32 protein-coding genes and 1 tRNA gene are annotated in these 22,048 nt (G+C 59.5%); 13 read left to right on the plus strand and 20 right to left on the minus strand.

Features of this window, described 5'->3' with window-relative positions; genetic code table 11:
* Positions 1-19: 19 nt before the first annotated feature.
* The 10 genes from ACWIGM_RS08925 to ACWIGM_RS08970 form a co-directional block, all read right to left on the minus strand.
* The gene (locus ACWIGM_RS08925; RefSeq protein ID WP_454025583.1) at positions 20-1,297 is read right to left on the minus strand and encodes a phage major capsid protein; all 1,278 of its coding nucleotides are present in this window, start codon (positions 1,295-1,297) and stop codon (positions 20-22) included.
* Positions 1,298-1,380: 83 nt separating this feature from the next.
* Complete coding sequence (locus ACWIGM_RS08930; RefSeq protein ID WP_454025584.1) at positions 1,381-2,010, minus strand: HK97 family phage prohead protease; 630 nt, start codon at positions 2,008-2,010, stop codon at positions 1,381-1,383.
* Positions 2,007-3,191, minus strand: coding sequence for a phage portal protein (locus ACWIGM_RS08935; RefSeq protein ID WP_454025585.1), 1,185 nt, complete (start codon positions 3,189-3,191; stop codon positions 2,007-2,009). The genes ACWIGM_RS08930 and ACWIGM_RS08935 overlap by 4 nt, the downstream gene beginning before the upstream one ends.
* Positions 3,192-3,292: 101 nt before the next feature.
* The gene (locus ACWIGM_RS08940; protein WP_454025586.1) at positions 3,293-5,224 is read right to left on the minus strand and encodes a terminase large subunit; all 1,932 of its coding nucleotides are present in this window, start codon (positions 5,222-5,224) and stop codon (positions 3,293-3,295) included.
* On the minus strand, positions 5,184-5,573 hold the full coding sequence (locus ACWIGM_RS08945; protein WP_454025587.1) for a hypothetical protein: 390 nt from the start codon (positions 5,571-5,573) through the stop codon (positions 5,184-5,186). The genes ACWIGM_RS08940 and ACWIGM_RS08945 overlap by 41 nt, the downstream gene beginning before the upstream one ends.
* A 162-nt stretch (positions 5,574-5,735) precedes the next feature.
* Positions 5,736-6,029 (minus strand): HNH endonuclease, encoded by a 294-nt coding sequence (locus tag ACWIGM_RS08950; RefSeq protein ID WP_454025588.1) that lies wholly within the window; start codon positions 6,027-6,029, stop codon positions 5,736-5,738.
* A complete protein-coding gene (locus ACWIGM_RS08955) occupies positions 6,022-6,183 on the minus strand; it encodes a hypothetical protein (protein WP_454025589.1) in 162 nt (53 codons plus the stop codon). Before ACWIGM_RS08955 ends, ACWIGM_RS08950 begins: the two co-directional genes overlap by 8 nt.
* Positions 6,184-6,364: 181 nt before the next feature.
* Positions 6,365-6,440 (minus strand) — tRNA-Thr (locus ACWIGM_RS08960).
* Positions 6,441-7,317: 877 nt separating this feature from the next.
* On the minus strand, positions 7,318-8,259 hold the full coding sequence (locus ACWIGM_RS08965) for a DUF6456 domain-containing protein (protein WP_454025590.1): 942 nt from the start codon (positions 8,257-8,259) through the stop codon (positions 7,318-7,320).
* Between the two features lie 109 nt (positions 8,260-8,368).
* On the minus strand, positions 8,369-8,809 hold the full coding sequence (locus ACWIGM_RS08970) for a VRR-NUC domain-containing protein (protein WP_454025591.1): 441 nt from the start codon (positions 8,807-8,809) through the stop codon (positions 8,369-8,371).
* 378 nt (positions 8,810-9,187) lie between these two features.
* Between ACWIGM_RS08970 and ACWIGM_RS08975 the strand changes: the two genes are divergently transcribed.
* A complete protein-coding gene (locus ACWIGM_RS08975) occupies positions 9,188-9,391 on the plus strand; it encodes a hypothetical protein (protein WP_454025592.1) in 204 nt (67 codons plus the stop codon).
* Between the two features lies 1 nt (position 9,392).
* Here the strand turns inward: ACWIGM_RS08975 and ACWIGM_RS08980 are convergent, their stop codons facing one another.
* The 10 genes from ACWIGM_RS08980 to ACWIGM_RS09025 form a co-directional block, all read right to left on the minus strand.
* On the minus strand, positions 9,393-9,665 hold the full coding sequence (locus tag ACWIGM_RS08980; RefSeq protein ID WP_454025593.1) for a hypothetical protein: 273 nt from the start codon (positions 9,663-9,665) through the stop codon (positions 9,393-9,395).
* An 11-nt stretch (positions 9,666-9,676) separates the two neighbouring features.
* Positions 9,677-10,165 carry an RNA polymerase sigma factor gene (locus tag ACWIGM_RS08985; protein WP_454025594.1) on the minus strand — a complete coding sequence of 163 codons (489 nt, stop codon included), beginning with the start codon at positions 10,163-10,165 and terminating at the stop codon, positions 9,677-9,679.
* 175 nt (positions 10,166-10,340) lie between these two features.
* Positions 10,341-11,468, minus strand: coding sequence for an RNA ligase (locus tag ACWIGM_RS08990; RefSeq protein ID WP_454025595.1), 1,128 nt, complete (start codon positions 11,466-11,468; stop codon positions 10,341-10,343).
* Positions 11,465-12,418 carry a phosphatase domain-containing protein gene (locus ACWIGM_RS08995; RefSeq protein ID WP_454025596.1) on the minus strand — a complete coding sequence of 318 codons (954 nt, stop codon included), beginning with the start codon at positions 12,416-12,418 and terminating at the stop codon, positions 11,465-11,467. Before ACWIGM_RS08995 ends, ACWIGM_RS08990 begins: the two co-directional genes overlap by 4 nt.
* A 39-nt stretch (positions 12,419-12,457) precedes the next feature.
* Positions 12,458-12,931: an RNA methyltransferase gene (locus ACWIGM_RS09000; RefSeq protein WP_454025597.1), complete on the minus strand. Its 474-nt coding sequence runs from the start codon at positions 12,929-12,931 to the stop codon at positions 12,458-12,460.
* On the minus strand, positions 12,928-13,140 hold the full coding sequence (locus ACWIGM_RS09005; protein WP_454025598.1) for a hypothetical protein: 213 nt from the start codon (positions 13,138-13,140) through the stop codon (positions 12,928-12,930). Before ACWIGM_RS09005 ends, ACWIGM_RS09000 begins: the two co-directional genes overlap by 4 nt.
* A complete protein-coding gene (locus tag ACWIGM_RS09010) occupies positions 13,140-13,304 on the minus strand; it encodes a hypothetical protein (protein WP_454025599.1) in 165 nt (54 codons plus the stop codon). Before ACWIGM_RS09010 ends, ACWIGM_RS09005 begins: the two co-directional genes overlap by 1 nt.
* Complete coding sequence (locus tag ACWIGM_RS09015) at positions 13,297-13,566, minus strand: hypothetical protein (RefSeq protein WP_454025600.1); 270 nt, start codon at positions 13,564-13,566, stop codon at positions 13,297-13,299. Before ACWIGM_RS09015 ends, ACWIGM_RS09010 begins: the two co-directional genes overlap by 8 nt.
* Complete coding sequence (locus ACWIGM_RS09020; RefSeq protein ID WP_454025601.1) at positions 13,566-13,736, minus strand: hypothetical protein; 171 nt, start codon at positions 13,734-13,736, stop codon at positions 13,566-13,568. The genes ACWIGM_RS09015 and ACWIGM_RS09020 overlap by 1 nt, the downstream gene beginning before the upstream one ends.
* Positions 13,737-13,829: 93 nt before the next feature.
* A complete protein-coding gene (locus ACWIGM_RS09025) occupies positions 13,830-14,486 on the minus strand; it encodes a LexA family transcriptional regulator (protein WP_454025602.1) in 657 nt (218 codons plus the stop codon).
* A 175-nt stretch (positions 14,487-14,661) separates the two neighbouring features.
* Between ACWIGM_RS09025 and ACWIGM_RS31620 the strand changes: the two genes are divergently transcribed.
* The 12 genes from ACWIGM_RS31620 (at position 14,662) to ACWIGM_RS09080 (ending at position 22,020) form a co-directional block, all read left to right on the plus strand.
* The gene (locus ACWIGM_RS31620) at positions 14,662-14,877 is read left to right on the plus strand and encodes a hypothetical protein (protein WP_465247629.1); all 216 of its coding nucleotides are present in this window, start codon (positions 14,662-14,664) and stop codon (positions 14,875-14,877) included.
* Positions 14,878-15,324: 447 nt separating this feature from the next.
* The gene (locus ACWIGM_RS09030; RefSeq protein ID WP_454025603.1) at positions 15,325-15,552 is read left to right on the plus strand and encodes a hypothetical protein; all 228 of its coding nucleotides are present in this window, start codon (positions 15,325-15,327) and stop codon (positions 15,550-15,552) included.
* 11 nt (positions 15,553-15,563) lie between these two features.
* The gene (locus tag ACWIGM_RS09035; RefSeq protein WP_454025604.1) at positions 15,564-16,424 is read left to right on the plus strand and encodes a hypothetical protein; all 861 of its coding nucleotides are present in this window, start codon (positions 15,564-15,566) and stop codon (positions 16,422-16,424) included.
* A gap of 63 nt (positions 16,425-16,487) precedes the next feature.
* Positions 16,488-17,270, plus strand: coding sequence for an ATP-binding protein (locus ACWIGM_RS09040; RefSeq protein WP_454025605.1), 783 nt, complete (start codon positions 16,488-16,490; stop codon positions 17,268-17,270).
* Between the two features lie 263 nt (positions 17,271-17,533).
* Positions 17,534-18,025: a DUF669 domain-containing protein gene (locus ACWIGM_RS09045; protein ID WP_454025606.1), complete on the plus strand. Its 492-nt coding sequence runs from the start codon at positions 17,534-17,536 to the stop codon at positions 18,023-18,025.
* Positions 18,026-18,106: 81 nt separating this feature from the next.
* Complete coding sequence (locus ACWIGM_RS09050; RefSeq protein ID WP_454025607.1) at positions 18,107-18,880, plus strand: hypothetical protein; 774 nt, start codon at positions 18,107-18,109, stop codon at positions 18,878-18,880.
* 2 nt (positions 18,881-18,882) lie between these two features.
* Positions 18,883-19,314, plus strand: coding sequence for a hypothetical protein (locus ACWIGM_RS09055; protein ID WP_454025608.1), 432 nt, complete (start codon positions 18,883-18,885; stop codon positions 19,312-19,314).
* On the plus strand, positions 19,314-19,703 hold the full coding sequence (locus ACWIGM_RS09060; protein ID WP_454025609.1) for a hypothetical protein: 390 nt from the start codon (positions 19,314-19,316) through the stop codon (positions 19,701-19,703). Before ACWIGM_RS09055 ends, ACWIGM_RS09060 begins: the two co-directional genes overlap by 1 nt.
* 46 nt (positions 19,704-19,749) lie before the next feature.
* Positions 19,750-20,829 carry a DNA polymerase III subunit beta gene (gene dnaN / locus ACWIGM_RS09065; protein WP_454025610.1) on the plus strand — a complete coding sequence of 360 codons (1,080 nt, stop codon included), beginning with the start codon at positions 19,750-19,752 and terminating at the stop codon, positions 20,827-20,829.
* Entirely contained in the window at positions 20,829-21,074 is a 246-nt protein-coding gene (locus ACWIGM_RS09070) for a hypothetical protein (protein ID WP_454025611.1), read from the plus strand. The genes dnaN and ACWIGM_RS09070 overlap by 1 nt, the downstream gene beginning before the upstream one ends.
* A complete protein-coding gene (locus ACWIGM_RS09075) occupies positions 21,071-21,427 on the plus strand; it encodes a hypothetical protein (RefSeq protein ID WP_454025612.1) in 357 nt (118 codons plus the stop codon). Before ACWIGM_RS09070 ends, ACWIGM_RS09075 begins: the two co-directional genes overlap by 4 nt.
* Positions 21,428-21,684: 257 nt before the next feature.
* The gene (locus ACWIGM_RS09080; protein ID WP_454025613.1) at positions 21,685-22,020 is read left to right on the plus strand and encodes a hypothetical protein; all 336 of its coding nucleotides are present in this window, start codon (positions 21,685-21,687) and stop codon (positions 22,018-22,020) included.
* The last annotated feature ends 28 nt before the right edge of the window (positions 22,021-22,048 follow it).

Raw genomic sequence — 22,048 nt, forward strand, 5'->3', positions numbered from 1 at the left:
TTTCGACCGCCCCTATTGGTTACGCCTGGATGAGGTGCTTGACCGCGGCGGTATCGCCGAGCTCGCCGTCAAAGTAGATCAGGCCAGCGATGCCGAGATCCGGCCAAAAGCGCTCGCGCAGGACGCCGATGAGCGGCGAGCCGACCTTGCGGACGAAGTACTTGCCGAAATCACCAAACAGCATCGTCTTGTTACCGGTGGCAATGTTCGCCATAGCCTGGTTGATGCTATAATTGTAGCCGAGGAGAACGTTCGGGACGCCCTGCTGGACGTTGCCCATTGTCCAGATATAGCGGCCCTCACCGTCCTTCAGCTTGCGGATAGCCGCCAGCGTCAAGTCGTTGAACATGAACCGAACCTTCGGCGACTGGCGGTGAGCCGGGTCAATCGAATGGATCAGATCAATGATCTCGTCGTAGGTGATGGCAGCAGCTGCAGCAGCGGTCTTGCCAAGCGCCGAAGCGGTGACGATGCCGTTCGGGTCGCCAGTGCCGTCGCCGACAGTCAGCTCCTGATTGGCAATACGACCAAGACGCTCGCCCAGCAAGCCGCCAATCAGCGACTCCATGTTGAAGATAGAATCACGGGCGAGCTCGAGCGAGAACTTCACGAACTCGGTGTCGTAGCCATACGAGTCCAGCGACTTCTGGCCGAAGGTGACGTCCTTGCCGCCGTCGTCCGTCAGCGCGGTGCCTTCGGTGTGCTTCTCAGCGGTGACTGCAGTGTCGTCGACAGTCGGAACCTTAATCGGGTTGCCGGTCGCGGTATTCAGGGTCGTGCAGATGTCATCATCGTACATCGGCCCCCAAGCCTTCATAGACTTAATGATCTGATCGGCGAGTTCGGTTGGGACGGTGAAGCCGCCAGCCGTGGTTGTGCCGACGGTCTGCATGCGCTTTTCGGCATCCGGCTCAACATGACCGGCACGCAGAATCTTGCGCTCTTCCGGCTCAAGCTCGCCAAGATCGGCACCGCTAGCGATAAACTTGTAGAATACCTTGCGGTACTCGAGCTTTTCGCCCTGGTCCTGGCCGCGGGCTTCGTCATCGCCGCCGGTCGGGCGCTTACGGGCGCGCTCCTCAGCGGCGCGCTCGGCCAGACGAGACTCGACGGCTGCCTGGCGCTCCTCGCGCTCAATCTGCTTCTCAACCTTGTCGAAGTCCGCCATGATGGCGTCGTGACGGGCGTCAAGCTCAGCGGCGCGGGCGTCGTCGGTATTCTTGGTAATCTCGTTCAGAGCATCGCGGGCCTGCGTAACAAGGCGACCGCGCTTTTCCTGCAGTTCGGTAAGGGTCATTCAAATTTCCAAATGAAAAGGCCCGCTCGTTGGCGGGCATTCAAAAATGGCAGGACTACCTGCCCTCCGGATTTGCCGGGTGACTACGAAGCGTCCTGCCGGATGCCTCGAAACTTCTGTTCCATCGCCGCGCGCTTTCCCGCGACCCTGCGCGCGGCAGCGGCGGCATTGTCTTTCTTGCGCGCTTCATCTGATGTCAGCTTTGCCGCCTCCGCGCGGGCCGATTCTAGATCACGCTTGCCAATCGACGTGTCATCGTAGGCTGGGAAGGCGACCGCGGAGACCTCAAAGAGCTCCACCGCACGGATGGTACGAACTGGAATGTCCCCGCTCTCGTCCCACTCCTGCTTGGTAACGCGGAAGCCAAACGACATGCCGCTGATGTCGCCTCGCTCAACGAGCTCCCAAAGGTCGTTTCCGTCCGTGGTGTTGGGAACGTCGAACTCAACTTTAAGGCCGCGCTCATCCTCAACCAGTCGAAGCGTACCGGACTTTGTGCGCCCAACAATGCGGCCCCAATCATGGTCGACGAGCGCACGAACATCGCCGCCGACCGTGTCCTTGAATGCGCCTGGCGCGATCCGCTCTACGAAATAATCACCTATCGGCGTATCGCTGTTGAAGACAGCAGCGTATCCGCTGAGGGTGCGCTTTTCATCGGCCGCACGCTTTTCAACGCCAAGGTGGCCGCCGCGCTTTTCAATGTCCTTCATGCGGCCTCGGCCCCATCATCACTTTCATCAGTGTTGTCGTTTGCAGGCGGAGGCGGCTCACTACCGCCATCCGCAACCTGCGTTCCAAGAGCTACCGTGGCACCCTGCACAAGCAGGTTGTCCGCATCCGGGTTCTCATGCTTCGGCCGGTTTTCGAGCGCCCTAGCCTCATTCGGCGTCATCTGCGCCGTCTGAATAGCCCGGGCCAGACCCTCCATGCGGGTCTTGAAGTCGCCGCGAAGAAGCCCGTCTAGATTGTGCTCGACATAGCGACCACCACCGCCGCGGCCGAACAGTTTGAGGTTCATCTCGCCCTCAAGCGCCTCGGCCCATTGTCCAATGAGGTGCTTGACCAAATGCAGATCCTGCTGCTCGGCGTTCGAAAACGTCGCGCGAGACAAGTCCTGCAAAAAGACTGGTGGAAGCTGGTACGCCCGGGCGATTTCCTCAACCTGGAACCGCCTGGCCTCGACCATCTGTCCCTTGGCGGGGTCGATACCTACCGGCGTCAGCTTGTACCCGGCCGGAATGGGAAAAACCGGCTCGTTTGCATGCTTGGCCGCGTCGACCGACCGCTTGATATCGGCCTGAGCGCGCTTGATCGCTGCATCACCAGCCGGGAGTGGTCCTTCAAGCGCCAGCGGGGGAACGCCGCCGCCCGCAAAGAAGTTGGCGCCGTAGTCATTCATCGCCAACGCAAGCTGAATCGCCTTCGACGCCTGTGCAATCGGACCGTAGTGTTTTAGGCCGTCAGCCTTGAGCATGAACGGCACGTCGATGACGTCAGCGGCGGCGTAGGACTTGCCGTCAAACTGATAGGAGGTTCGCCCACCGCGACGCTGAATAGTCGTCTTGGTCGGATCCATGATCCAGAACGATTCGACGCCCTGCGGCGCTCGCTCTATATAGGCTAGGCCGCGTCCGCCCGTGAAGACCTGCTGCCAGAAGTACTGCCAGAACTTAAAGCGATCCATCTCGTCGTTTGGAGCGTCATGAACGACGGTCTCCAAACGGCCTGTAGCCCTAACGGGGCCATCTTTGGTCTTGCGGTAAGCGTGTAAGGGCAGCGCAGCTAGCGTTCTTGAAAGAAACGCAACAGCCGCCCATACCGCAGGTACCTTCAAGGCGGTATCCACGGTGACGTACGGCAGATTTTGCGACTGAACACCGAAGAATGCCAAGAAGTTCTCGGAACTAACCGGAACAGTGGGGCTTTCGATTGTATTTCGCGTTTCTACCGACTTATCCGCGCTTTTGCGCGAAAATAAGTCAAAAATGCCCATTATGCCGCCATTAGACTGAAATTTGGGTCATCCCACGGACTCGCGGGCGCCTTATGCACAACAACCCCATCAACCGCCGCGCCCACGGCCATCGCCGCTGCAACTGCCGGGTCAATGCGAACCGTGCTCTTTTTCTTTGAGAACCACTGATTTCCCATCAGCGGGTCCGTCTCGATCGCCACGCCCATAAGGGCGCCGAGCAAGACCGGGCTGGAACGCAGCCTGATACGCTCTTCCAAAATCAGAGCCTCGAGCGCCGACACACTGCCAGGCATCCACAAACCAAGCGGCGGCTCCAAGCCGGCCGCTTTTGCCGCCTCAACCTTGGCCTCGTCGGGTTTGGCTCGCTTCTTGCCGCCCTGCGGATGCGCTAAGGTTTTGATTTCCGCGCCGTATTCGTTGAGCTCGTCTTCGAACTTGTCGAACGCGTACCGATCAAACGCCAAAACTTCGATACCATGCTCAGTATTGAGTCGCGCAAACAAAGCCGCCACATGATCGTAGCGAATGCGAGCACCTTCAGGAGCGTTAACATATCCCTGGTCGAACCATAGTCGATACGGGACATGATCGGTCTTCGACCTCTCATCCATCGTATCGCGCGGCGTGAATGCCTCTATCCACAGATCGTAGGTCGGGAGCTCTACTTCCTCCCCGTCCTCGCGCTTAACGGATTTGGTTCCCGTTTCCACGACAAAGGCGGCCGCCGTCAGATCTTTCGCGCCAGACAGGTCCAGGCCCGCCGCCTTGATACGCTTGCCCTTGTGCTCCTCGTAGGGGTCGAAGTCGACCATAACCTTCTCGAGGATGGGACGCGGTATCCAGGCGGTATCCGCCTCGGTCCAAACGCAAAAGTGCAGGCGCAAAATGCCGTTACGCTTTGACGGGATATCCTTGGCCTGAGCGACAACACCGGCCAGATAGTCGTGCTTCAGCGTCACGCCGAAAAGCGGGTTGGCCTTCTGCCAACACGTCGGATCCGTGAACGGGTCGTCGTCCTTATCGAGCGCACAAACGTAGCTGAACGTCGTGTCGTCGATGACCTCGCCGACATAGGTGAAATCGACATCCGGCGTTTGCGTTCCGGCTGCAACCTTCACCGCGTGTTGGTGCTCGTCCCAGCAAATGCTGTTCCGATCGCTGCCGCTGTTCGTGATCATGAACAGCAGCGGCTGGCGCCGGAACTTGAATCCGCGCTCGAGCATTTCGATGACCTTGCCATCGGGGTGCTCGTGAATTTCGTCGCAGAGCGCGATGTAAGGGCGCGGGCCAGAGTGCGCGCCCTCGCGCGAAATTGGACGGAAGAACGACCGCTTTTTGAGGTACGACAGGTTCCAAATCGGGTTGCCGCCCGACGGCGTCAGCTTCGACTTGAGGGCCGGCGACTGCTCGTACATCGCAACCGCGTCGCGGAACAGAACGAAAGCCTGATCCTTGTTAGCCGCCGCCGCATAGATCTCCGCCGCCGCTTCACCGTCCGCAGTCAGACAATAGTGCCCGATGCCGGCCGCTAGCGGAGACTTGCCGTTACCCTTCCCCTCTTCGATATAGGCGCGCCGGAACCGGCGCAGAATTGCACCGTCGGACTCGACACGCTTCCAACCAAAAAGGGAGCCAATCTTGAATGCCTGGCTTGGCGCCGGATGAAACGGGCGCCCCTCGAACTGGCCGCCGTTCAGACGCAAAACAGCCGGGAAGAACCGCAGAACGCGGCCCGCCGCCTCCGGATCCCAATGAATACCACGCGCCGGGCCGTTCTTGCGGTCGTCGCGATGACGCCGGCAGGCGTTTCGCACGTGCGGACCAGCTACAATCTCGCCGGCAATCACTGCCTCAGCATATGCATCTACCGGCCCGGTGGGGTACTTGGGATTAAAGTGGGCCGGCAGGTCAGTCGAAGAACTCGTCCGCGGGGTCTTTGCTTTCGCCATCAGGTTTCGCGCCAGCCTTGCTGGCATCAGCAGGCGTCGCGCCCATTTGTCCGTAGCACTGCCTAAGCAGGTTCAAGGCCTGAACGCCGACGTCGATATCCTTGGGGTCCATCATTCGGCCGCGGATGCGTGCCGCGATGGCCAGGAAGCCGCGGTGGCTACTGTTGAGCCATGGCACCTCAGCCTTGATGTCTCGCCAGGCGCGCTTTGCGAAATCGTTCAGCCATTCAAAAGGCTCGCCAACATCGTCAACAATGTCCGGCTCATTGCGCCCATCGAACTTGGTTTTCTGCTTGTCGGCGTGGCCGGTAAGCTTAGCTTTGGCCTTCGGCGTTCTCGGCCTGGCCATTCGTTGACCTCAACATTTCAATCGAAAAAATGTGCGCGTTGGTCCCACGCCGTTCCGCCAGGATGGGTTCAAACAGGGATTTTGCCACCCCCTACCCTCCCCACGAATCCGATCTTATATGGTTATCAACGACTTGTGCCGTTATCGCTTACTGTGACCTAATCACAGAGGCCAGCCATCAGCGCCATATCGAACGACCGTCTTGCCAGTCTCTTCGTTCTGCTTGTGCTTCGAATGGCACTGGCCGCATAGGCTCTGCAGTTCGCCGTACCAGAACAGTTCAGGGTCGCCGCGGTGCGGATTGACGTGGTCAGCTGTGTTGGCCTCTGTCACGATCTCTTGCTCGAGGCACATGCGACACAGGGGCTCGGTGGCTAATTGATGAGCGCGCCTGTCCAGCCAGCGCTTCAGCTTATACCAGCCGAGCCATGGCCGCGGTGTGCTGTACTTACTCATCCCGCCTCTTGAACGGGACTACAGTCGACTGCTCCTCAAAGACCACGTCCTTGAGCGGCACATGCACCACCGCAACCATCTCTCCCTGATGGTTGGTCGTGATGGCGATCACCCTAGAGCCAAGCGCGTAATGTCCAGCAACGGCCAGGTTCATGTCGCCTTCGTGGTTACGTACGATGCTGACGTTGGGCATTAGGTCAGGTCACCCATTGGCTACTCCTTTTAAATTTGGTGCCGTCTCTCCGGCTGTCACGCATCACTTTCATCCCGGCCTGCCCACGCCGCGCGTCCACGGTAAAGACTTCCGGAGGGAGGATATCGTTCGAACCCCAACATGGAGCCGGCGGCAGGACTTGAGCCCGCACGCGAAACGCTTACAGGGCGCCTGCACTACCGTTGTGCTACGCCGGCTTGAATTCTGCGCCGCTTGCCAGCTAGCGGCGTTGCTCTTACGCGGCAACGGCTCCCCGACAGCGCGGGCAAGGAGAAAGGACGCGGTATCAATCACGCCTCAAACCGGGAGCGCCCTTGCCATGCGCTTGGATCCCGGCGGGGATAAGTAACCAGCCAGGGTGCGCTATGAGGAAGCGTGGCCGGTGTTATTGAAAGAAGGCAATGGAACGGTCCTGCAGAACCTTTTCAGCGCTCACGTCCCCGCGCTACTGCCAAAGCCAACCACGTTGCCCATTCGGGCGAAACTCCCCGACGCAGAAACTAGCCATATCGCCTCAATCGGCTGCGGCAATCTCTGCATCGGGATGGGTCTCATTGGTCGCAAGCGGCCTCACCCATGCTCACAAACTCAGGCCGCGGGGAGCCGGCCAATCGGCCCGCGCTGCACCAGCAGCGTGCTCAACCCGCGGCTTCACGGAATGACGAGAGAAAGGAGGAAATCTCGTCACCCGGAATATTGGGCCGAAGCCCCATTCTTATATTCGCCCAGCAATTGGCTGGGCAGGCGATCTGCAGCTCGGCGGACCCTTGCGCTAAAAGCGTTCGTTACTTCGCGGTCCCGGCAGTTGCCTATTCGTGCGCGCCCGTGGTGGAGGCGCAATTCTCAGTCTTGAATAAATAATAGCACATAGAGCCGGATAGAGCCGGGTCTACTTTCTGTCCCGTTCGACACACGCGAAATGAGCTTTGTGGTATGCGCCGCTTGTTGCTTGAACTATCTCCCTTCCAGCCCGCGCGCATGCTGTCTTACTGTCGAACTCCAGCTTGTCGTACGTAGCTGCTCCGCCTTGATAAGCTCCGGAGAAAAGCACGAACAGCACATATACCGTCGCCATCAAGCCGCCCTCCTCATAACTACGATTCCGTAATGCACAGCCAAGCAGCGCAATCCTGTATTCAGCCGCTCCTTTGCGGCGGCGGCAGCCGTGTCAGTTCCGCGGTATCCGCAGTGCCGCCTACCCGCAGCCTCGAGCGTCAGCCCATGCAAAACGACCGCGTCGACGACCTCGGCATATCGCGCACCCATGGCCGCCCTTGCCTGCCGAACGCGATCGCGAGCCGACTGCTGGCGTTCTGAAACAGGTAATCGGTCGGTTCCGCCGTCCACAATCGGCCGCGAATAATCCGGCGAGCCGTACTGCCCCGACCACGCCACAGCGCTATCTGTCTCATAGCGCAAGCCTGCGGCGAACAAGGTCGCTGCAACCTCGTCGTCCTCGTCGATCTGGCCACGGACGAGCAAGCGCTCGAAATTATCCCTAGCGCGTGTGCCCTCCACGTCGCCCTGCGCCTTACGCTCAGGCGTCGGAGTGTTGTCGTTTGCTGCCGTAGCCGCGAGAGTTACGCCATTACTGGCCGTGGTGCGCAGCGCCTCCCTTCCCCACCAGTGCTGCGCGACCTGCCGCAGCCCCTCCGCTAAAACCGTAGGCGACCTGGGATACTCCGGCTCGCGCGCCACAAGAGCTCTGGTGAGCTCGCGCCGACGCTCATTGTTTCCGGCCGCTTCGCGAGCCTGTTCATAGCGATCGACAACGAGCCGCTTAGGCTCGAACAGCGTCGACCAGACGCCATTGGCATAGCGCCACGGGAATGACACGGTAGACGCTGGCGTGGCATCGCTAAGGGCATGCTGGCCTAAGCGCCGGAATATCTCACCCGCGTCGCGTTGGGCGGCGCCGATGTCGCCGTTATCCAGAAGCGTGTCGAGATAGTCCAGCGGATTGGCCGGCCCCTCGTTGTCGTTGTCAGCTTCCGGAGCGTCTGCCAAGTCAGTCATTCTGATGTCCTGATGAGGAGCGTCGGGCGGCGCTGCAGCGTTACCTCTCGGTCGGGACAAACCCCAACCCCTCGGAACCGCCCGACTCTCAGAACTATGACTGTGGTTACTATCGGTTGTCAACCATCTTAGGCGGCGTCCACGCAGGGATTGGCAAACCTAGCCGGGAGGAGACAGCCTGCATGAGTTGGTCAGCGGCATCGTCCGGATCGTCGGACCTGATCACAATCAGGTCGTGCCCCAATGCTGTGAATTCAGCGTGGGCTTCAACCTGCTCATCGCTCAATCGCCCCTTACCCGTCTTGTTCTCCGCCATCAGCAGTTTGCCCATAGGCAGGAATACGCGAAGATCGGCCGCGCCCGGGTTAATGCCAGTGGCTGCGGCAATGCCCGCTTCCTTGAGCGTCCGCCTGCCGGAGTTCATGTCGCCTTCCACCCGGATGGGCCAGCCAGCTTGCTGCGCGCGCCGGAGGGCTTTGACCTGAGCGGCCTGCAGATGCCACTCAAGAACGGGCTTTGCGACGCTTGCACGCGTAAGAGACTTCCCCATAAAAACAGACCTCCATTTAGACTCTTACAAATTTTACAAATGATATATATACGTATATAGAGGCTATATATATCAATGGGTTAGCGGCCATTCTCCCTTGTACAAATCGCTTGCAAAAAATTCGACTTTTGCAAGGATTGGCTGGCTACTTTGTAAACGTCGGGTTCGTTGCAAATGCCGTTTGCAAGCGCCGCCGCGCTTCCTTCCGATCACGCATTGACCACCCGTTCGGGCCATGTCGGGCACGTCATCGGGTAGCTGATTGCGTCCGCAACATGGGTCGCTGGCGGCGCGTACTCAGTCCAAAAGCCCGGCTCTTCGTCAGGCCGCTTGACTCGCCCGGCCGCTTCGTTCTCTTTCTGTTCCATGGAGGCACCTATGGGCAACAAGATCGGCAGCGACTGGGAAGTCATCAGCATCACGCCGGAGGGTGAGCGCGAATGGATAGCAGGCGCGGTCAACGTCAGTGTGGCCAAGGCCGCCTATGAAGAGGCACTGAAGCACCGCCCCGGGCGCGAGGTGTGGTTTGTCCATGGGGCGCTGATTCTGAGGAAAGAGGTGGGGCCGCCGAAACCACGCTGAACTAGCGTTCAGCCAGCATGGCCTCGACCAATACCTTGACCTTTTCCGCAGCAAGCGCGCCGATGGTTTGCTCTAGGTCTTCCATGGCCCGCCATGACGCTGGCAACCCACGCCAACGCTCCGTTTCTTCGGCCTTCTCCGCGTACTCTTCCGCCGCTTCGTTATGGCCTCGCCACCACGCCCCTATCCAGTCCTCTGACCAGTAGGTTTCGGGCGGCGCTGTTCGGCCCTGGTCGAAGTCCTTGCGACCGCGCTTGTATGCTTCTGTCGACATGGCCCCGTCCCCTAAGCCGCCAGATATTTTACGGAAGCCCGGACTGTGGCTCGTCTCAACGCAGAGCGTCCTGAAGCCAGCCTGAAGCGTGCCGCTTTGTGGGATATGCCCGACATTGCAGCGGCCTCCGTTACATCATGGCCGGTCGCCACTAGAGCTATGAGATCTCGACTATCATCCGGCACTAGTGCGATCGCCTGCAAACACGAAACATATTCTTCCTGTGTCGGCGGGGAAGCGATGCGCGCCAAGGCCGCGTCGTTTGTGGGCAACGGCAACGGTGCCCGAGCCGCGTTCATCACGTAACCCACCAGCCAGGGCATCATGGAAGTGCCTTGTCGGTAGGACCGCCAGTTCCGGCACGCGCTTTCCATCGCGGTTTGGGCCAAGTCATCGGCGTCGTGGCTCCGGTAGCGGGTCGCGTAGTTTCTGACGCGCGGGTAAAGGCGCGTAAGCATCGCATCGAAACTAGCGGGACGATTGTCGTTGGCGGGGGTCATGCGAAAGCCCAGTGCGTTGGAGTGTAGTAGACGTACATACTTCCGTCAGGCACCCACCAAAGGTTGCCGCTCCGACGGAGTTTCTGCACGTTGCGTTCGCCGTGGCCGTCGTCGATTTTGGTGAGAACCAAGACGCCTTCGGGGGCGGTGATGGCGGGTTTCCAATTCTGTGCCATCAGGCCACCTGTTCGGTCGGAAGGTTGTCGTTGTCGGCGCGGAAGTGCGCGCCAAAGAGCGGACGGGCCAAATCAACGCCGCTCGCGGATCCGCACTGCTTCAGGATAGTCGAAACGACAGCGTCTCTAGCGGGCGCTCCTGCGCGCACCTTGAAGGCGAGTGAGCGGAGCTCTGCTGGCATTGCCGGAACGGCGCTGACAGCGAACTCTTTTTGTGTGAGGGCGGCGCCCTGCCCTACGAGATAGTCAAGGCGCGTGACCGTCTCCGACACGCCGCGCAAGACACCGTCTCGGTAGGTCTCCACGGCTTGCCTGTCGCACGGCTCGAGCAGCGGTAACACGTCGTCGAGCTCACTGCGCAGAACGAGCGCCAGGACATTCTTTTCCTGCAGCACAGACTCCTTGGCCTTGTGCTTGAGGACATAGTCTTCGCCCTTCGCCTTGACCCATAGGCCGCTGGCAAAGCGGACGACGAAGCCTTCCATGCCGCGGACAGCGCGTGCATGAGCCAGGAAGTCGGGCCCGGATTGGTGGAGGGTGACCGCGGGCACGCCAAGTTGAAGGGCGATGCCTTCTAGGTCGTAGCGAGCAAGGTAGTGCCCCGACACGATCTCACGCACGGCAAGCAGCGTCAGCCTGGAGTCCGCATACGGAACGACGATGCGGTTATCCGGCGCTGTCCATTCAAAGATCGGCGTCAGGTCCTGATTGGCGTGGCACCACTCGCGAATGTCGTCGGTAAGATGCCGCTCAGCCTTGGCGGCATGGTCGGTACACCCCATGCGTGTCATGAGCCGCAATTGGCCGTCAATGATGGCCGGATGGATCATAGACCCGTCCATTTTCTCCATGACGACGTGCGGTTGGTCGAAATCGAGCAGGTGCGGCTGCGTGTCTGGCTTTTCGCCGACATTGAAGAACTTGTGCAGCGGCCTGGCGATAATCCGCCCGTCGGGGCCGAATTTGAGGCCACGGCACTCGAATTTAGCCGGATGGTCAAAGGTGGCGGGGGCGGCGAACTGGTAGTCAATAACCGTGTAGCCGGACCGCTGGGCTACTACGAATTCCGGGTTGTCCTTTAGGTGCGGCAAGACGTCGTCAATGTGTCTGATATGGAAGTGGGTCATGCGGCCACCTGTTGCGGCTCAGCGCTGTTGCGCGCATCCAACACGGTCACGTTCGGCAGGTTGTCGCCGGCCATGATGTCCTTGAGTTGCGACCGGAAGCGCTGATCATGCGCCTCGATCAGCGAAACGTCGCCGATACGGACATCCGCGCGCCAGCCGGCGGTCGCAAGCTTCAGCGGCAACGACCGATCGCAAACGACGTAGCGCACCTGAGCACTGGCGGGTGCCAGCACCGCACACGCCAACCGGTCCTTGCGGCGGAGGTTGGTCGCGTCGATCGTCACTGGCAGGCCGCAGTCAAGTCTGGACTTTGCAACCTTATGGAGTGCGTAGAAGACGTCCTCGTTGCGGGACTGGTCTTCGACCGTTCCGGTATAGGCAATGCGCAAGCCGTCGCTCGAAAGAACCTGATCGGCGGGCGCGTGGAACTTGACCCATGTCGATTTACCGCCGCACGACGGCCCGACCATGATGGTGAGAAGTGGGCTGGCGACCGGCGCAATCTGCCGCGCATCGTCTTCCCAGTTCGCCGCGACCTGGAAACAGGCGACGCCCTCTTCCCGCCACATATCCACGACGCGCTGGCGATCATCGTACACGACGTCTGGGCGCTCGGTCTCGTGGAGTTGCATCAGCCAATGGCGCTTGAGCACGACGTCGGGCGTGTTGTCGCCTTTGGCTCGCATATGGACCAGGCGGCGCGGGTCAATGCCTTGGCGCCAAAGCCAAGCCTCCGTTTCAAGGCGAACGACGTCGCTGCGCGCCGACCATATTTCGACGCGATCACCGGCAAAGATGTGGGCACGCAGGGCGTTGACCACGGGAATGTTGGGCACTTCGTCGACGCACTCGGCGAAGAACGATTCCCAATTAGGGCGAGCGCTGCGGACGTGGTGGACACGGTGGCGAATGTCCGCGAGCGTGCCGTCAAGGTCGAAGACTACGAACATGATGCTGTCCTCAAAATTGGAAGGGTGTGCGCTCAGGCGCTAGGCCGCCAAACTCCGGTACGAGATCCCCCGCGCGCTCCGCTCGGCTTTCGCTAGGCGGTCGTAGAGGATGACGTTCACTGTGGCGGCGAGATTCATGCAGGTGCGCGTTGGCACCATCACGCGCTTGGGGCACCAATCGAGAGTGCTGGCGCCTAGCGTTCCGTCCTCGGGTCCGAAGACATAGAAGGCGCGTTGCGGGTGCTGGAAGGCCGGCAGTGACGCCGCGTCGTCCACAAGGTCGACAGCCACGGGCACCGCGTCATAAGGAATGAAGCTGCGCAGATCCTCACCGCGCAATACGGGAATATGGCGCCAGGCCTGCGGGGTGTCAGCAGCCTCGCGCACCTTCGTGCGGTCACCTTGAATGGCGACCATGGCTACGTCATAGCAGAATGCAGCCCGCATGACGGCGCCGACATTGCCGATGTTCTTGGGGCGAACAAGCCCGATCGCTGCAAAGCCCCTGGTCATGCTGACCTCACGATATGTGCCCGAACCCAGTTCATGACGCGGAGGACTGTGGCCGCGACATATCTGCCCAACTTATTGGCTTGCTTGAGCGCCAGCCGCAGCGCAGCGAGGGCTCGGTATGGCGCATCGGCCATGAGCCAGATTTGGGCAGCGCGGATAGCGGAGTTGAAGCTACGCTGCTCACAGGAGATGTCGACGGTGCTGTCCATCACGCATCCTCCAGCGGCGTCTTCGGGAAAGCCCAGACCTCGCCGCGCCAGCGATAGCGATGGTACTCAAACGACCCGTCGTAGACGGTGTGTTCGTACCTGCCGAACATGCGCGCCATGAACAGCGTGGCACATGTGGCGACGGTGCAGCGGAGCTTACGCATCGATGCGACCCTCCGCTTTGGCTATGGCGGTGCGAATGCGGCGCCAGTCAGAGAGCGTCACGGTAATTTCCGCGACCTCATCCTCTTCGACGGCGTCAGGATCGGGGAAATTTGGAAGCCTGTCGCCTATCCTGCGAAGCGCCACGTACATATCCGGCGCGGCATTGTGCAGCCGAAGGTGCGCGTCGAACTTGGCGATGTCGTCATTAGGCGCCCCGCTATGCCCCGCATAGCCCGGCGCTGTGTTGGTAATGGAGGGCATTAGAGCGCTCCCGCAAGGAAACGCTCAGCAGCGGCGCGGTGAGCATCCTTGCCAGCGAGGCGCTGGATGACCCTGCCGGCCTGAGAGGCCGAGGTGAACGGCGAAGAACGGAAGCCGGTGGCTTCGTTGACTGCGCGGAAGAAGTAGCCGTCGCGGATAATCTGGAACATTTCCGTCCCTCCTCCAGGCGGCCCATGAAAAACGGCCGCATCGGTTTCGAAGCAGCCGTTATAGATCAGAGAATCAATGGTTGTCAACCATAGTTATAAACCGGGTAGCAGAATCCTATGAACGGACGTGATATCGCCCTTCTGCATGGTGGTTTCCTGAGGAGGGTTGAACTGACTCACAACGATATCGCCCTTACGCGGGTCACTTCGAACATACCGACGCGCAATCCGAGAGCCATCCGCCAGGGCAACCACAACAAAGTCACCCTCAGTGTACGGCCTGCCTGGGTGAACTGATATCCGCTCGCCCACGAAAAAACGGGGCTCCATTGCGTTATCAGGAGCAAAAATCATATACCCTCCGCGCACGTTCTGTAGTTCGGGCGGCGTCGGCGCCCAATCAACGGGCTCGTCTCCGGTAGCCATTACCGGGCTTAGGTCGGGCGTGGTTGTCCGCGCATCGCTAGCTCCGGACACGCGGCCGATAAACGACCCATCTGCCCGCTGAATAAGCTTTACGCTTTTCGCTACACCCCCCGCCGGAGAGATGGTGGGCATAGACGCTAGAAACTCTTCGTGCGGGATTCCCATAAAATCCGCAATCGCTCGCCAATTCGACGTCGATTTGGCTTTTCCGGACTCAAGCTTGGCGTACATAGCAAGGCTGATGCCCGCAGCGCTTGCGATATCTTCGCGCTTGGCACCGGTCTTTTTCCGATATTCTTTCAAAAGAGAAGATAGAGAAATCAAGGGGATACTCCCAACAACTACCTATGGTAAGCAACCGATATAGCGATTCCTAATTACCATTGTAAGGCACCAATGGTTGACAACCATATGTAACCAGCCGCATATAGCCACTCATAGTTAACCGGAATCGGAGATCGGCATGCACCTGACGCTTTCGGATATGGCCCAATCGGGTATGTCGAGCCGAGAGATTTCGCGTCGCACCGGCCTTGCTCCGCTTACTGTTCGCAGGCGAATCCGCAAAGAAGAGCCCTACGCGTTTATGCGTAGGCCAGAATTTGCTCCAGCAAGCGGCGCCGTCGCCCGCGTCATGCCGCATCAGATCGGATGGAGTACCGACCCTGTCAGCCATCACGCGGTAAGCCTCCCCCGCCTTGCGTGTCTCTCCTGACTCCTTCTGACATAGGACTGTGGTCCTATGTAGAGGAAATGATACGGATACGAACCCATCCGCCTTCGCCAAATTCTGCCCCGGCGTCACGAAGCGCGCGCTCAATCGCAGCGTTGGACGAGCGCCTGATGATATCCCCAGCTTCAGCTCGGGTGATTGTGGTGGTTGAAAGGCTTGTCATTTCCGCGAGTTCGCGGACGCCAATTTCAAGCCCGGCGCGGGCCATTCTGATCTGTGCCGGGAGTAGCAAGCTGTGACACCGTGTTAATATCTTGACAGCGTCGCAGCTTCGGGCCACCAACGCTAACAAGGGTAGCAGTACGGCCGAATAAGACAACCTTTTGGTGCGCGTCGAGCGCACCAATCGCCTACGCCTACCCCACTTCCAACAACCGAATTTTCAACGTGGTTTCGGCCGCGAAGCGAAGCTTTTGCCTGGAGGGAAGAATGCAGGAATTCATGATCGGCGATCAGGTTGCAACCTTCATTGAAGGCGAGATTGTTGGTGACCGGATCGACGAGCGCGGCCAGATGTTCAAGGTCGCGTACGAGCTGCCCGGCGGAGAGATCCGCGCGCGCTGGCTCTACCCGGAAGAGCTGTACTTGGATGAGGAATGTGACGGCGGGTGTTGCGAGGCGGACTATGTGGCCGCCGGTAATGCTGCGCTGAACTGATGGAGGGGAAAATGAGCAAGTTTAAGGTTGGTGATCGGGTGCGTTGCGTCGAGGATTACCCTTACCAGTTCACCAAGGGAAATGAGTACGTTGTTCGCTACTATGACGCAGACGGTGACCGCCTAGGCGTCGTCTCGGACGACGAAGGCGACGAGAACGGGCTTGGCGCCAAATACTTCGAACCTGTTTTCACCATCCAGGCGGGCCGCTACTACAAGACGCGCGACGGTCGGAAGGTGAAGGTTACGAAGCACGATGAGTCCGACACGACCTATCCGTTCTGCCACGACTCCAGCGACGGTCGTGAACATTGGCTGACGCTCGATGGCAAGTCTTGCATCGGCCTCAGCGACGACGACCTCATCGCCGAATGGGTGGACGAGCCCGTTGCCGTTGCCCCGGCAACCGCAACGTTCAAGGCGGGCGATAGGGTTCGGTTGAACTGCAGTGAGTTTAGCAGCGCCGAAGCCAAGTACGGCACAGGCACAATCACAGGTCCGGCATATAATCGCCGGGGCAAATTGGACGTCGCCATTGATAATTATGGTGGCAATCTTTCTTACAACGACGACGAGCTCACTCTGATCGCCGACGCCGTCGAAGAGCCAGCCACCATCAAGGTTGGTGATTGGGTCCGTACCGACGACGGCGATATCGCGATCGTGCTGTACGATGATGGTAGCGACATGCTGCAGTTCAAGGTCGGCTTTGTCGGCGACAATGAAGAAAATTGGGACTGGCGCTCGGATCTGCAGCTAACCATCGTCCCCCCAGGCACGACCAAGGCAGCGAACGACAACGCGCCCATTCTCGCCGAGATTGACGAACTCGAGCAGCGCCTGAGTGAACTCCGCGCCAAGCTTGCCGCCTGATCACACGCCCAACTTCCACAAGCTACGGCACGTATGGCGCCGTAGCCTTAGCAAGGAGCAAAAATGGCACTTGACTGGGCCGCCGGACTTAAAAAGGCGAACGACGTATATCCGCCGATGGTGCTGATTTACGCTGGCGCCAAGTCCGGCAAGACGACTTTGGCCGGGGAGTTTCCCGCACCGTACTATTGCCGAACCGGAGAGGGCGAGCGCGCTCCGGCTGGCGTTGAAATGATGTCTTTTGGTGTGTCGGAGAGTTATTCCGACGTCATCGACCAGATGGACTGGATGCTGGAGGGCGACCACGACCGCAAGACGTTCGTTCTGGACGCTGGGGACGGGCTTGAGATCCACATTCGCAACGAGGCGTGTGCCCGTAACGGGTGGAAGGACATCGAGGAGCCTGGCTTTGGCAAGGGCTACGCTGCCGAGTCCACCATTTGGCGCGAGTTCGTCAGTAAAGCGTTGAAGCTGAAACTGGCCGGCTATTACGTGGTGATTATCTGCCACGTGAAGGCCAAGACCGTGCCGGGTGTCACGACCGACTCCTACCCGCGTTATATGCCGAACCTGCGCGACGAAGCCGTCGGCCTGATTGTCGATGCCAGTGACATCATCGGCTTTCTGCACCAGCGCGTTTCCATCGTGAAGGAAGACGCCGGCTTCAAGAAAACTAATAAGCGCGGCGCGGGAGGCGGGGACATCGTCATTGCAGTGCAGGAGCGGCCTGGCTTCATCGCCGGCAACCGTTACGACATCGACGAGCCGACTATCCCGTTCAAACGCGGTGAGGGCTTCACGGCAATCGCTAAGTATCTGCCGAAGGAGTTGCAAGAGGCCGCTTAAGTTCGGCGAGATTCCGTAACGTCAACTTGGCTGTTGCGGTGTCCATTCATTACGAAAATTGACTGGATAACGAACGTTTGTGCGGGAATTGTATGCAAGTTGCAAAAAATCACTTGCTCGTGTGCAAACGTTTTGTAACGATTAAAAAATGGGCGGCAACGACTGCCTTAAGAAGAAAAGCGGCGGCCTTGGGGGCCTAACTGAACTGTCAATCGGGGATAAACAATACCGCTGCGGCGGTAAACGATGGAGTGTTGCCCAAAATGGCGAGTATTGCAGGTTCGTATAATCCGGATGCCGAGCCGAGTTCTGGCTTTTCGTTGCTGCCTGACGACACCTATACCTTGGAGATCGTCGAAAGCAGCTATGACGCCAATCAGGACGGCGACGGCATGTCGCTGTCGCTTAAGGCTCAGGTTGTCGGTGGCGAGTACGATCAGCGCATCTATTACATCTGGATGGATCTTGAGCACGATGACGATAAGCGCCAGGAGCGCGGTCAGAGCGACTTCGCGGCTCTTCGCCGGGCGGTCGGTGTCCTCAATCCGCAGGACACCGAGGAACTTCACTTCAAGCCGTTTCAGGTGAAAATCGGCCAGTACACCAGCAGGAAGACCGGCAAAACCAACAACACGGTCAAGGAGTATATCTTTGACCGCGGCGCCGCGGCTCCGGCTCAGCGTCAGCCCAGCAACGACAATCGCCAAGCCGCAGCTGCGGCTCCGGCCAAGGCAAAACCCTGGTCTAAGAAGTAACGACCACGGGCGGTGGCACCAGTCCTGGCAGATAGCTGCCACCGCCCGTATCCCCCTTACCGTAGCAAAGGAGCGCGCTATATGGCGCAGGTCGACAACGCGCACAACCCCCGTGCGGTTCCGGGGAATAATGAACCGCCGACAACGAAGGACAATGCGTGGTCAACTTACCGGGAAGTCTCTGGTTTCCTTGCGGAAACACCGGTTATCGGAAACGAAGACTCGGCACGAGACGCGAAACTCTTTTGGGACAGGGCTAAGATTGCCTTGGACGAAATGGAGGATGACCGCGACAGTCAGGTCCGCCCGCTGAACGAGCAAGTCAAGGGTATCAACGCCGGCTTCAAGGAAGTTCGGGATCCTTTGACGAAGCTGAAAGACGAACTGCAGTCCCGCATGGCGGCATTCGCCCTGGCGGAGGAACGGCGCAAGGCTGCGGAAGCCGAGGCGCTACGTGTTGCGGCGCGTGAGGCGGAGCGTGTAGCTCGCGAGGCTGAAGCCAAAGAGCAGGAAGCCATTGCCAACGCGAAGGAAGGCGAGTTCACCGACGTCGGTGACGCGATCGGCGAGGCCGACGACGCGTTTCGTGACTATCAGGTAGTCAGCCTGGCAGCCGCTCGGGCTGAACGCGACGTCAAGGCGCGTATCGGCGGCGGGTTGGGGCGTGCGTTCACCCTGCGCACCAGCGAGGTCTTGGAGGTGGTCGACGCGCCGTTGGTGCTTGGCGACTTGATTGCGCTGGGGGGCTCGGTGCCGGCCAAGGTCGCTGACGCCCTGCTAAGCGCGGCGCGCGACTATCGCAAGCTCAAAGGCAATCTGCCCCGCGGCATCAAAGTCACGAATGAGCGGGGGTGAAGATGGAGAACTATGCTGCACAGCTGTTCGACGCTGGCGCTCGCGTAGAAAGTATCATCTGGATCCCCGGTGCCGTCGCAGACCAAGAGGGTTTGCCACAGGCATTCGAGGATTTCGTTGACGACGACTTTCCGGACGAGGCCACCGACCCGCTGATTAAGGCACTTCCGTGCCTTAAGAGGTTCGTCGGCGAAGGCTCGGATCCTTCTGAAGTGGCCGAAGCGTTGTGTCGGACGAACGGCTTTCTTGTGCAGGCCGCCGCGCCATGCCGTCGCTACGTTGCCGACAATGTCTTCTATAGCGGCTGGGGTTCCTACTACACGGCCTGGCTCTACGCGAAAGACGAGGGCCAGATTACGGAAGTCGTAGTCGCTTGGGCGGAAGCCAAGGCGACTGCTGACGAGGCCGATTATAAAGCGAAGGAGGCCGCGTGATGGGCGTTTCAAGCGACGGCCTGCTTGTCTACGGCATCGATCTTGGAGACGAAAAGCCAGAATTTCTTGGCTCTCACGATGACATGGACGAGTTCCTTGACGAACAGAGTGGCCTGCCAACTTGGGGCGAAGATGGCCACTCTTTCAACGCTCAAAGTGATTACCGGGATAAGTGCCCCGCCGATCTGACCAGATACTGCAGCTACGACTATCCGATGCATATTTTGGCGGTTCGTGGCACGGAGAGCCGGGTATCTCGCGGATACGTGACGGAAATCGAGACGCTGTCGGTGGATCCAGAGAAGGTAGAAGCCTTCAAGGCGTGGTGCGCCGACCACGGCATCGAAGACGCAGAGCCCAAGTGGTTGCTCTGTAGCATGTACGGCTAAGCGGCGCTTCGGCGCCGTCCTCACCCACTTTTCCAAGGAACACCCAATGCGCGCGTCTTTCGAGCGCAGCGAACTGCTGCGCCTATTGGGCCCGGTCACGAAGGTGGTCGAGTCACGCAACACGATCCCCGTTCTGGGTAATGTTTTGCTCAATGTTGCCCCATCCGCTGACGGCGTCACTGACGGCACGGTCAGCGTCACGGGCACGGATCTTGATATCCGGATTACGAACCGCGGCGCGGCTAAGGTTGCTGAAGGCGGAGTCGTTACGGTGTCCGCAAGCAAGCTAGGCGACATCGTTCGCAAGCTTCCTACCGGCTCCGACATCTCGGTGAGTGTCGAGCCGAACAACCTGATAGTGAAATCGGGCCGTAGCCGGTTCAAGCTCCCGACGCTACCTGCGGAAGATTTCCCCGACATCACCGTTGGCGAGTTCACGACCGCGTTCACAACCGATCTAGCTGCGCTGTTCAAGCCGGTTTCGTTCGCCATCTCGACGGAAGAGACCCGCTTCTATCTGAACGGGATCTACTTGCACGCCGTTGACGGCAAACTTCGGGCCGTGGCGACGGATGGGCATCGCCTGGCGCAGCATGACGGTAACGAGGTTTCGGATTTTGCCGGCGTCATCGTCCCACGCAAAGTCGTTGGCCTAGTACCGCCCGGCGAGATCGACGTCAGCATTTCCAGCACGAAAGTTCGCTTTGTGTCGGACGCGCTTGAGGTTGTGTCTAAGGTCATTGACGCGACCTACCCAGATTATCAGCGCGTCATTCCCCGCGATAACGCCAAGGTAGCGTCAGTCGATCGCGCCGCCTTGTTTGCCGCAGCCGATCGCGTGTCGACGATCTCGAGCGAGCGCGGCCGGTCCGTGAAGCTCTCGTTTGCGGACGGCGCCTTGTCCCTTTCCGTAAAAAGCGACGAAGGCTCAGCCGAAGACGAGCTCGCCGTAGGCTACGACGCAGAGCCTTTGGAGATTGGGTTCAACGCCTCGTACCTACGCGACGTGCTGGGTACGTTCAGTGATGAAAGCGTGCTGCTGCGGCTGAACGAGCCGGGGAGTCCGGCCGTGATTGATGCGTGCGGGCCCCTGCTCTGCGTCCTGATGCCGATGCGGGTGATCTGATGGCCTACAGCACAGTCTATGTCCAGGCGAGTGTCGATGTTCGTGAGGTCTTCAAAGAATGCGACGACGACGACTTTGAAGACGAACTCAAGCTCCGCGGCATTATGCCAGACGAAGACCTGCACGAGGCGCTGCGTAGCGCGCCAGTGCAGGATTATCCGACGATCGTTGAGCGCATGACGCGACCTAAATGGTCGAGCTCGGTGGCGTGCCTGCGGGAATACAACAAGGAGATGGGCCGATGACCTTTGAATTTGCGCACAACTTCCTTCGCAAATTGATGAATGTCGAATGGGAACAACTGCCGTTCCTGAATGATAAGCAGAAGGATGGCTTTTTCGCCAATCCGCACACGTTCTTTATCCGCGCCGACGACGAAACCGCTCGCAAGATTTGGGACGTGCTTTATCCCAAGCCGCCTCAGGCGCGCGGTGGGGTTGTGATTGACTGGGAAGAAGTGCGACGGCGTGCCATCGGCGACGGCAAGGTTGTTCCGTTAAAGCAGCAGTGGTCGCCTGAGGTTAGCGTGGGCGGCTTGCCGGTAATCCAGAACGGCGCGGCGGATACCTTCCCGCCTCTGACCTTCGCGTCTGCTTGATGTCAGCCCTCGCTCACATCATCTCAGAGCGCAATGCGGCCAATGACAACGCTCCGCGGATGTACGGAGCCCAGCCGCTGCGTGTCGAAGAGACCGCCGTTCGGTCGTACCTGCGGCTGGTTCGTAAGGGCTGCGCCTCCCTGGCCGACAACGAGTCCATGACCGCGTCGTTCTGCGGCGCGGCTGGGTTGGTTTCGATCAGAGGCAAGCTCGCTGAACTAACGCCTGAAGGACGCGCCATAATCTGAGGTGAGACGATGCCGCACTACGAATACAGCGCCGGGCATGACGAAATTGACCACGGCGAGTTCTGCCGCTTCGACTTTCCGGATGACCAGAAGCTCTATGGAGAGGATTGGGTCCTGGTCGCCGACGAACTAGCCGAAGACTACCACGGCAATCACGACGGCTGGGAAGCTAGTTGGCCGCTTGAACTGCGCATCTACAAAGATGGCAGTGAGGTCGCCCGGTTCAACGTACATCAAGAGCACCAGCCAGTGTTTTACGCCTACGGGATCGATGTTCCGCAGATGGAGGCGTCAGCAAAGCCCGCTGGCATCGGCGGTGCTTGGACGCCGGGGTACTACGACTAATCCATTGCTGCGCGTAGCCGCAGCAATC

Source organism: Allobosea sp. NPDC055332, assembly GCF_053645455.1.